This is a genomic window from uncultured Aquincola sp., assembly GCF_964001545.1.
Taxonomy (GTDB): Bacteria; Pseudomonadota; Gammaproteobacteria; order Burkholderiales; family Burkholderiaceae_C; genus Aquincola.
Genome location: NZ_CAXFDV010000279.1, coordinates 1 through 9757 on the forward strand (window position 1 = coordinate 1; position 9757 = coordinate 9757).

The 9757-nt window shown below is 69.1% G+C and carries 9 protein-coding genes; 5 read left to right on the forward strand and 4 right to left on the reverse strand.

What is annotated here, in order from left to right:
* The 4 genes from ugpC to ABNT58_RS09745 all read right to left on the reverse strand — a co-directional run.
* On the reverse strand, positions 1–1061 hold a 1061-nt coding region (gene ugpC / locus ABNT58_RS09730), incomplete at its 3' end, for a sn-glycerol-3-phosphate ABC transporter ATP-binding protein UgpC (RefSeq protein ID WP_348753289.1).
* Position 1062: 1 nt separating this feature from the next.
* Entirely contained in the window at positions 1063–1917 is an 855-nt protein-coding gene (locus ABNT58_RS09735; RefSeq protein WP_348753290.1) for a carbohydrate ABC transporter permease, read from the reverse strand.
* Positions 1914–2792 (reverse strand): sugar ABC transporter permease, encoded by an 879-nt coding sequence (locus ABNT58_RS09740; RefSeq protein ID WP_250197259.1) that lies wholly within the window; start codon positions 2790–2792, stop codon positions 1914–1916. The genes ABNT58_RS09735 and ABNT58_RS09740 overlap by 4 nt, the downstream gene beginning before the upstream one ends.
* Positions 2793–2828: 36 nt before the next feature.
* Positions 2829–4097: an ABC transporter substrate-binding protein gene (locus ABNT58_RS09745; protein WP_348753291.1), complete on the reverse strand. Its 1269-nt coding sequence runs from the start codon at positions 4095–4097 to the stop codon at positions 2829–2831.
* Positions 4098–4328: 231 nt separating this feature from the next.
* Between ABNT58_RS09745 and ABNT58_RS09750 the strand changes: the two genes are divergently transcribed.
* The 5 genes from ABNT58_RS09750 to ABNT58_RS09770 all read left to right on the forward strand — a co-directional run.
* Complete coding sequence (locus tag ABNT58_RS09750) at positions 4329–5009, forward strand: response regulator transcription factor (RefSeq protein WP_348753292.1); 681 nt, start codon at positions 4329–4331, stop codon at positions 5007–5009.
* Positions 5010–5019: 10 nt separating this feature from the next.
* Complete coding sequence (locus ABNT58_RS09755) at positions 5020–6435, forward strand: sensor histidine kinase N-terminal domain-containing protein (RefSeq protein ID WP_348753293.1); 1416 nt, start codon at positions 5020–5022, stop codon at positions 6433–6435.
* 71 nt (positions 6436–6506) lie between these two features.
* Positions 6507–7841, forward strand: a complete 1335-nt coding sequence (locus tag ABNT58_RS09760) for a HipA domain-containing protein (RefSeq protein ID WP_348753294.1) — start codon at positions 6507–6509, stop codon at positions 7839–7841.
* Between the two features lie 5 nt (positions 7842–7846).
* A complete protein-coding gene (locus ABNT58_RS09765; protein WP_348753295.1) occupies positions 7847–8143 on the forward strand; it encodes a helix-turn-helix transcriptional regulator in 297 nt (98 codons plus the stop codon).
* 22 nt (positions 8144–8165) lie between these two features.
* A partial coding sequence (locus ABNT58_RS09770) for an ATP-dependent DNA helicase (protein ID WP_348753296.1) occupies positions 8166–9757 on the forward strand: 1592 nt, incomplete at its 3' end.

The window sequence follows — 9757 nt, forward strand, 5'->3', positions numbered from 1 at the left end:
AGCTCCGTCTTCGCATCAAACAGATGCGCATGCGCCGCATCCCAGCGCAGGTGCACCGCATCGCCCACGCGTGCGCGCAGGTTGCCGGGCACGCGGATCGTCAGCGGGCCGGCCTGGGTGTCCACCGTGGCGTAGGTCTCGGGGCCGGTGGGCTCTATCAGCGACAGCGTGCCGGGCAGGCCGCTGTCGGCCAGCGAGATGTTCTCGGGCCGCAGGCCGTAGATCAGCTCGCTGCCGGCCTGGGCCAGCCCCGCGCGCTGGCCTTCATGCGTGGCCAGGGTCACGCCCTGGGCCACCACGCCCGCATCGCCCGCGCCGCCCTGGCGGGCCTGCACCATGTTCATCGCCGGTGAGCCGATGAACTCGGCCACGAAGCGCGTGGCCGGCCGTTCGTAGATGTCCTCGGGCGTGCCGAACTGCTGCACCACGCCGTCCTTCATCACCGCGATGCGGTCGCCCAGCGTCATCGCCTCCACCTGGTCGTGCGTCACGTACACGGTGGTGGTGCGGGTGCGCTGGTGCAGCAGCTTGATCTCGGCGCGCATTTCCACGCGCAGCTTGGCGTCCAGGTTGGACAGCGGCTCGTCGAACAGGAACAGCTTGGGGTCGCGGGCCAGCGCCCGGCCCATGGCCACGCGCTGCCGCTGGCCGCCCGACAGCTGGCCCGGCTTGCGGTCCAGCAGATGGCCCAGCTGCAGCATCTTGGCCACGCGCTGCACCGTCTCTTCGCGCTGGGCCTTGGGCACCTTGCGGATCTCCAGGCCGAAGGCGATGTTCTGCGCCACGTTCATGTTCGGGTAGAGCGCGTAGCTCTGGAACACCATCGCGATGTCGCGGTCCTTGCTGGGCAGGTAGGTGACGTCGCGCTCGCCGATGTGGATGCTGCCCGAGGTGGGCGTGTCCAGGCCGGCGATCATGCTCAGCAGCGTGCTCTTGCCGCAGCCCGAAGGGCCGACCAGGATCAGGAACTCGCCGGGATCGATCTCGATGTCGATGCCCTTGAGGATGTGGACCGTGTTGTTGAAGGTCTTGCGGACCTGGCGGATCGAAAGCGCACCCATATCAACCTTTCACTGCGCCGGCCGTCAGGCCGCGCACGAAGTACTTGCCCGCCACCACGTACACAAACAGCGTGGGCAGTGCCGCGATCAGCGCGGCGGCCATGTCGACGTTGTATTCCTTGACCGTGCTGCTGGTGTTGGCCAGGTTGTTCAGGCCCACGGTCACCGGCTTGCTGTCGGCACCCGAGAACACCACGCCGTACAGGAAGTCGTTCCAGATGTTGGTGAACTGCCAGATCAGCGTCACCACCACGATCGGCGTGGACAGCGGCAGCACGATGCGGAAGAAGATCTGCCAGAACGAGGCGCCGTCCAGCATGGCCGCCTTGACCAGTTCGTCAGGCAGGCCGACGTAGTAGTTGCGGAAGAACAGCGTGGTGGACGGAATGCCGGCCAACACGTGGATGAGGATCAGGCCCCACAGGCTGCTGGCAATGCCCAGCCAGCCCAGCACCTGGCTCATCGGCAGCAGCACCACCTGCATCGGCATGAACACGCCGAAGAGGAGGAAGGCGAACATCGTTTCGCTGCCCGGAAAACGCCACTTGGCCAGCACGTAGCCGTTGATGGCGCCGATGGCGCTGGACACCAGCACCGCCGGAATGACCAGCAGCAGCGAGTTCAGGAAGAAGGGCTTAAGGCCATTGCAGTCGGTGCCGGTGCAGGCGCCGCTCCAGGCCTTGGCCCAGGCTTCGGTGGAGGGGCTGGTGGGCAGCGACAGCAGGCTGCCGTTGCGCACCTGCTCCATGTCCTTCAGCGAGGTGCTCACCATCACGTACATCGGCGTGAGGAAGTACAGCGCAAACAGGATGAGCAGGCTCCACAGGATCAGGCGGTGGACGTGAGCGGCCCTCATTTCGGCCTCCGGAGTTCGCTGTAGAGGTAAGGCACCACGATGGCGGCCACGGTGGCCAGCATCACGGTGGCGCTGGCGGCGCCCAGGCCGATCTGGCCGCGGGTAAACGCCATCGCATACATGAAGGTGGCGGGCAGGTCGGTGGCATAACCCGGGCCACCGGCGGTCAGCGCCATCACCAGGTCGAAGCTCTTGATGGCCAGGTGGCTGACCACCATCAACGTGCTGAAGAACACCGGCCGCAGGCTGGGCACCACGATGCGCCAGTAGATGCGCGGCAGGCTGGCGCCGTCCACCTGGGCGGCCTTGATGATGCTGTCGTCGATGCCGCGCAAGCCCGCCAGGAACAGCGCCATCACGAAGCCGGCGCTCTGCCAGATGCCGGCGATGGCCACGCAGTAGATCGCCTTGTCGGGGTTCACCAGCCAGTCGAAGGTGAAGCTGGTGAAGCCCCATTGCCGCACCACGCTCTCCAGCCCCAGGCCCGGGTTGAGCATCCACTTCCAGGCCGTGCCGGTGACGATGAACGAGATCGCCATCGGGTACAGGTAGATGGTGCGCAAGGCACCCTCGGCCCGCACCTTCTGGTCCAGCAGGATGGCCAGCAGCAACCCCAGCGCCATCGCGCCGCCGACGAACAGCACGCCGAAGATGGCCATGTTGGTCAGCGCGACGTGGAAACGCTCGCTGTCGAACAGGGCCCGGTACTGGTCGAGGCCGGCGAACTCATAGTTGGGCAGCAGGCGCGATTCGGACACCGACAGGTAGCCGTTCCACGCGATGAGCCCATAGATGAACAGGAAACCGAGCAGGAAGCTCGGCGCCACGACGAGCCGTGGCAGCCACGGCGTGCGCAGCTGGGAAGGTGCGGACATGGAAGTTCCCGGGAAGGGGCGGTGCGTGCGCTGCGCTTACTTGGTCTTGGCGGCCGAGGCCAGCTTGGCCATCGCGTCCTTGGCGGTCATGCGGTCGCTGTTCCAGAACTGGCTGACCACGTCCTTCATCGCGCCTTCGACGGCGGGTGGCACGGCCATGCCGTGGGCGATGGAGGGCACCAGCGCGCCCGTCTTGGCGGTCTCGACGAAGTCCTTGCTGGACAGCTTGGCGCAGTCGTCGAACTTGGACATGTCCATGTTCAGGCGCACCGGGATCGAGCCCTTGTTCAGGCTGAACTGCTCCTGGAAGTCGGGCGACATGATGGCCGCGGCCAGGTCCTTCTGGGCCTTGGTGTCACCCTTGACCTTGAACATCGCGAACGAGTCGATGTTGAAGGTGTAGGCGTTGGCGGTGCCCGGGGCGGCGGCGCACAGGAAGTCCTTGCCCGGCACCTTGCCGGCGGCCACGAACTCGCCCTTGGCCCAGTCGCCCATCAGCTGCATGCCGGCTTCGCCCTTGATGACCATGGCGGTGGCCAGGTTCCAGTCGCGGCCGTTGGCGTTCTTGTCGGTGTAGTCCTTGATCTTCTTGAAGGTGGTCAGCACCTTCTCCATCGTGGCGCCGTTCAGCGTGGCGGCGTCCAGCTGCACGAAGGCCTTCTTGTAGAAGTCGGCACCGCCCACGCCCAGGGCCACGCTCTCGAACGTGGTGAAGTCCTGCCAGGCCTGGCCACCGTGGGCCACGGGGATGATGCCGGCCTTCTTCAGCGCCTCGGCGGTGGTGAAGAACTCGTCCCAGTTGGTGGGCATCTTGGCGTTGGCCTTCTTCAGCGCCTCCGGGTTGGCCCACAGCCAATTCACGCGGTGCACGTTCACCGGCACGGCCACGTAGTTGCCCTTGTACTTCATCACGTCGGACACGGCCTTGGGCAGCAGGCTGTCCCAGTTCTCGGCCTTGGCCACGTCGTCGATGTTGGCCAGCACGCCTTCACGCGCCCATTCCTGGATGGAGGGGCCCTTGATCTGTGCCGCGGCCGGGGCGTTGCCCGAGACCACGCGCGACTTCAGCACCGTCATCGCCGCGTCGCCACCGCCGCCGGCCACCGCGAAGTCCTTCCAGGTGTGGCCCTTCTGCTGCATCGTGGCCTTCAGGGCCGAAGCGGCCTTGGCCTCGCCGCCGCTGGTCCAGTAGTGCAGCACTTCCAGCTCGCCGGCCTGGGCGGCGGTGGCCAGCGTGACGGTGGCGGCCAGCGCCAGCAGGCGGCGGGCAAAACGGGGAGCGGTAGCGGAACGATCTTGTCTCATGGCGTGTGGTGGTTGTTGCGGATGGGCCGAGCCGCGCACGGATCGGAGGATCCAAAGCTGAACTTTGGATGAATGAAAGATTAACGTTCAGCCGGAGAGGCCTCCATCCGGGTGAACCCTTAACGACAGATTAACGACGGGCCGATCCTCTGTAGCTCCGCGGCGCCACCACGGCCGCATCCGGGCAGCACCCCATGGGCGCCGGCTTAACACCGCGTTAAGCTCCCGACCATGAACCTGCTGCTTGCCGAAGACGACGCCCTGCTGGCCGATGCGCTGGTGGCGCAACTGGAGCGCGCCGGCTTTCAGGTGCAGCACGCACCCAATGGCCCGGTGGCCGAGTACCTGCTGCTCAAGCAGCCCTTCGACCTGGCCATCCTGGACCTGGGCCTGCCGATGATGGACGGGCTGACCGTGCTCAAGCACGTGCGCGCCGCCAAGCCGACGCTGCCGGTGGTGGTGCTCACCGCGATGGACGGGCTGGACAGCCGCGTGGCGGGCCTCAATGCCGGCGCCGACGACTACATCACCAAGCCCTTCGACTTCCCCGAGCTGGAAGCACGGCTGCGCGCGCTGCTGCGCCGCACCCAGCCGGCGGCTGCGGCGGCCGAGGTGGAGATGGGCCGGCTGAGCCTGTCGCGCGAAGCGCGCCGCGCCAGCATCGACGGCCAGGCGCTGGAGTTGAGCCCGCGCGAATGGACGCTGCTGGACCTGCTGGTGACCCACCGCGACAAGGTGGTGACCAAGGAGCAGATCGCCCAGGCCTGGGGCAACGAAGGCGGCGAGGCGACCGGCAGCGGCAACTCCACCGAGGTGTACATCCACCGCCTGCGCCGCAAGTTCGAGGGCTCGGGCCTGACCATCCGCACCATCCGCGGCCTGGGCTACCTGCTGGAAGCCGAATCGCGCTGAACCGCCCCGCATGTTCAGCCAACGTTCCCTGAGCCGGCAGTTGCTGCTGTGGCTGGTGCTGCCCCAGCTGGTGCTGTGGCTGGCCGGCGGCGCCGCCACCTACCGGCTGGCTGCGGGCTATGCCAACCGCGCGGTGGACGCCAGCCTGCTGCAGGCCACGCGGGCGCTGGCCCGCCAGCTCAAGCCGCTGGACAACGGGTTGCTGATCGACTTTCCGCGCGCTGCACAAGACGTGCTGGAAGCCGACCCCACCGACAAGCTGATGTACACGGTGAGCACGCCGCCCGGCCAGTTCATCCTTGGCAACAACAAGGTGCCGCCGCCGCCCCCGGTGGCCCACCCGCCGCTGGACACGCCCACCTTCTACGACGGCACCATGCACACCAGCAACGCGCCCTATGCGCCCGAGGTGCGGGTGCGGGTGGCGGCGCTGTACCTCAGCTACGGCGGCATCGACGCGCCGCCGCAGACCATGCTGGTGCAGGTGGCCCGCAGCAGCGCCAACCGCGAAGACCTGGCGCGCAACATCCTGTTCGACACGCTGCTGCCGCTGTCCAGCCTGATCGCGCTGATGACCATGATCGTCTGGGCCGGCATCCGCGCCGGCCTGGCGCCGCTGACCCGGCTGCGCCGCGAGGTGGAAGGCCGCGCGCCCAACGACCTGGCGCCCATCCGGCTGCAGGAAGCGCCGCTGGAGCTGCATGCGCTGGCCGGCGCGCTCAACCAGCTGCTGGCCGAGGTGCGGGCCAGCGTGGCGGTGCAAAAGCGCTTCACCGCCGACGCGGCCCACCAGCTGCGCACGCCGCTGGCGGGCCTCAAGGGCCAGACCGAGCTGGCCCTGCAAAGCGCCACCGACCCCGAGATGCGCGCCCGGCTGCAGCGGGTGCATGCCAGCGCCACCCGCAGCGCCCACCTGGTGAACCAGCTGCTCACGCTGGCCCGGGCAGAGCCGGAAGCCAGCATCGCGCAGGACCGCACCGAGCTGGACCTGCGCCGCTTTGCGCAGGAGCTGGTGGCCGAGCAGGTGCCGCGTGCGCTGCGGGCGGGCGTGGACCTGGGCGTGGACACCGGCGAAGGCGCGCCGCCGCTGCGCGTGCATGCCAATGCGCTGCTGCTGCGCGAAGCGGTGCTCAACCTGATCGACAACGCCATCCGCTACGCCGGCCGCGGCGCCGAGGTGACGGTGCGGGTGCAGCAGCGCGGCGACCGTGCCCGGCTGGAAGTGGAAGACAACGGCCCCGGCGTGCCGCCCGAAGCCCGCGAGCGGGTGTTCGAGCGCTTCATGCGCGTGGTGGAAGACGGCGAGGGCTGCGGCCTGGGCCTGTCCATCGTCAAGGAAATCGTGGAACGCCAGGGCGGCCAGGTGTGGATGGAAGGTGTGCAGCCGCGCGGGGCGCGGGTGGTGGTGTCGCTGCCGCTGCGCTGAGCCGCATCTGCACGAAAATCCAACACTAATACCACCACTATCGGCCCTTGTTCTTATAGAATTTCGTGCTTATGAGCACGAGCTGCACCTTGCAACTGCATGCCGACGGCGCCTGGCACGACGTCGCGCAGATCAGCCTGCAAGGCGCCGAGGCCGAAGGCTGGCGCGCCCGCAGCTACAGCGGTTATGCGGTCGATTGGGCCTTTGCGCACACTGGCGCGGCCGATGCCCATGCGGCCTGCGCCCGCTGGCCGGTGGGGCTGGAGCCGCTGCAGGCGCCGCACTGGCCGGTGTTCCTCATCGACATGCTGCCCCAGGGCTTCGGCCGGCAGGAGCTGCTGCGCCGCATCGGCCTGCCGGCCACCGCCGGCGTGGCGGCCGACTGGCGGCTGCTGCAGGTGGGCGCCGGCCATCCCATCGGCCACCTGCGGGTCAAAGAGGCGGCCGCGTGGCTGGCCCAACAGCCGGGGCCCACGCTGGGCTTCACCGATGCGCAGGTGGCCGAACGCGGCCATGAGTTCTCGGAGTACCTGGCTTCGCACGGCCTTTTCGTGGCGGGCTCTTCGGGCGTGCAGGGCGAATGGCCCAAGGTGCTGCTGACGCGTGCAGAAGACGGCCTGCTGTACCTCGACCACAGCCTGCCCGACGAGCGCGCGCGGCAGCACTACATCGTCAAGTTCGGCCGCGGCACCGATGCGCAGCTGGCCAGCATCCTGCGGCATGAAGCGCCCTACATGGCGCTGGCCCGGATGCTGGGCCTGCGGGTGCATGCACCGCTGGTGCTGCAGCAGCGGGCACTGTTCATCCCCCGCTTCGACCGCTGCGTGCAAGCTGGCGGCGTGCTGCGGCTGGCGCAGGAAAGCATCGCCACCCTCACCGGCCTGCCGGGCTTTGACGCGGTGCCCAGCCACGACCAGGTGTGCGCCGCGCTGCTGCGCCACTGCACCGATGCGCAAACCGAACTCATCGAATACCTGAAGCGCGACGTGGCCAATCTGGCCCTGGGCAACAAGGACAACCATGCCCGCAACACCGCGGTGCAGCGCGACTTTGCGGGCCACGTGACCTTGACGCCGCTGTACGACTTCGCGCCCATGCTGCTGCACCCCGACGGCATCGCCCGCCGCATCCGCTGGGAAGGCAACGACGATGGCCGGCCCGACTGGGGCCATGTGATCGACCAGGTGTGTGCGCTCGCGGCGCCCCCGGCGGCCGGCCGCCGCCGACGCGCAGCGCCACCGCCCCGCATCAACCGCGACGCCCTGATGCACGGCCTGCGCGCGATGGAAGCACCGCTGCGCCAGATCGCCGACGACGGCGAGACGCTGGGACTGGAACCCGCCCTGCTGCAACTGCTGCGCCCCGCCCTGCTGGCGCAGGCCGACAGCCTGACCCGACTGGCCTGAACCCGATGGACAAGCGCTACAACGCCCTGCCGCTGGCCGACCAGCTGGCCTTGCGCCAGCAGGCCATCGACGACGTGCTGGCCCACCCTGAATGGACGCTGGCCCAGGCCGTGCGCCACCTGAAAAAAACCATGCGCCTGACCACCGCCGAAGTGGCCCAGCTGTCCGGTGTGGCCTACCGCACCGTGCAGGACATCGAGCAGGAACGCAGCGAAGGCACGGTGCAGACGATGAACCGGCTGCTGGGCATGCTGGGCCTGAAGCTGGGCGTGGTGCGGCGCGGCCCGGACGACGGCGCCTAACATCGGCGCCATGGCGTCCCCGATGTCTCCCACCGACGCTGCCCCGGACGCTGCCGCCGCGCCCTACCCCATCGCCGTGCGCGCGATGTGCGAGTTCACCGCCAAGGAAGGCGACCTCGACCTGCGCTTCACCCCTTCGCCCACCGCGCAGGAAGGCATTGAAGGCCATGCCACCGTGGCCGCGCGCCGCGGCGCCGGCTGGCAGGCCGAGCTGAGCCTGTCGGCCGAGCTGGGCGGCCTGCTGCTGCGCGGCCGTGCCGACGGCTTCGATGCCGCCCGCGGCCGGCTGGAGGAGGTCAAGACCTACCGCGGCGAGTTCGACGCCATTCCTGCCAACCACCGCGCGCTGCACTGGGCGCAGCTCAAGGTGTATGGCGCGCTGCTGTGCCGCCAGCAGGGCCTGGCGCAGATCGAGCTGGCGCTGGTGTACTTCCACGTCGACAAGCAGACCGAAACGCCGCTGGTGGAAGTGCACACGGCCGAGGCGCTGGCCGCCTTCATGGCCTTGCAGGTGCAGCGCTTTGCCGACTGGGCGGCGCAGGAGCAGGCCCACCGCGCGGCCCGCGATGGCGCGCTGCAGGCGCTGGCCTTTCCGCATGGCAGCTTCCGCCGCGGCCAGCGCATGCTGGCCGAAAACGTGTACCGCGCCGCGGTGCGCGGCCGCTGCCTGCTGGCGCAGGCGCCCACCGGCATCGGCAAGACCATGGGCACGCTGTTTCCGCTGCTCAAGGCGGCGCCCGGCCAGCGGCTGGACAAGCTGTTTTTCCTCACCGCCAAGGGCTCGGGCCGGCAGCTGGCGCTCGATGCCTTGCAGCTGCTGGCGCAGGCCGAAGGCGCGGCGCCGTTGCGGGTGATCGAGATCACCGCCCGTGACAAGGCCTGCGAGCACCCCGACAAGGCCTGCCATGGCGACAGCTGCCCGCTGGCCCGCGGCTTTTACGACCGGCTGCCCGCCGCCCGCGCCGCCGCGGTGCAGGCCGCCGGCCCGCTGCCGCGCGAGGCGCTGCGCGAGCTGGCCGCCGCGCATGCGGTGTGCCCCTACTACCTGGCGCAGGAGCTGGCGCGCTGGGCCGACGTGGTGGTGGCCGACTACAACCATTACTTCGACGGCAGTGCGCTGCTGCATGCGCTGGCGCTGCAGCAGGGCTGGCGCGTGGGCCTGCTGGTGGACGAAGCGCACAACCTGGTGGACCGCGCCCGCGCCATGTACACCGCCGAGCTGGACCAGGCCCGGCTGCAAGCCGTGCGGCGCGAAGCCACCGGACTGCCCAAGCGGGCGTTGAACAAGCTGCACAAGACCTGGGCCGCACTGGCCGCCGCCCAGCCGGCCGACTACCAGACCCTGGCCCAGGTGCCCGACGAGCTGGCCACCGCGCTGCAGCAGGCGATTGCCGCCATCGCCGAACAACTGGCCGAGCAGCCCGAAGGCATCGCCAGCGAGCTGCTGAACTTCTTCTTCGACGCCACGCACTTCGCCAGGCTGCTGGAGAGCTTCGGCGACCACTCGCTGTTCGACATCACCCGCAGCCAGGGCGGCGGCGCGCTGGCCAAGCCCAGCGCGGTGCTGTGCGTGCGCAACCTGGTGCCGGCGCCCTTCCTGCAGCCGCGCTTCGC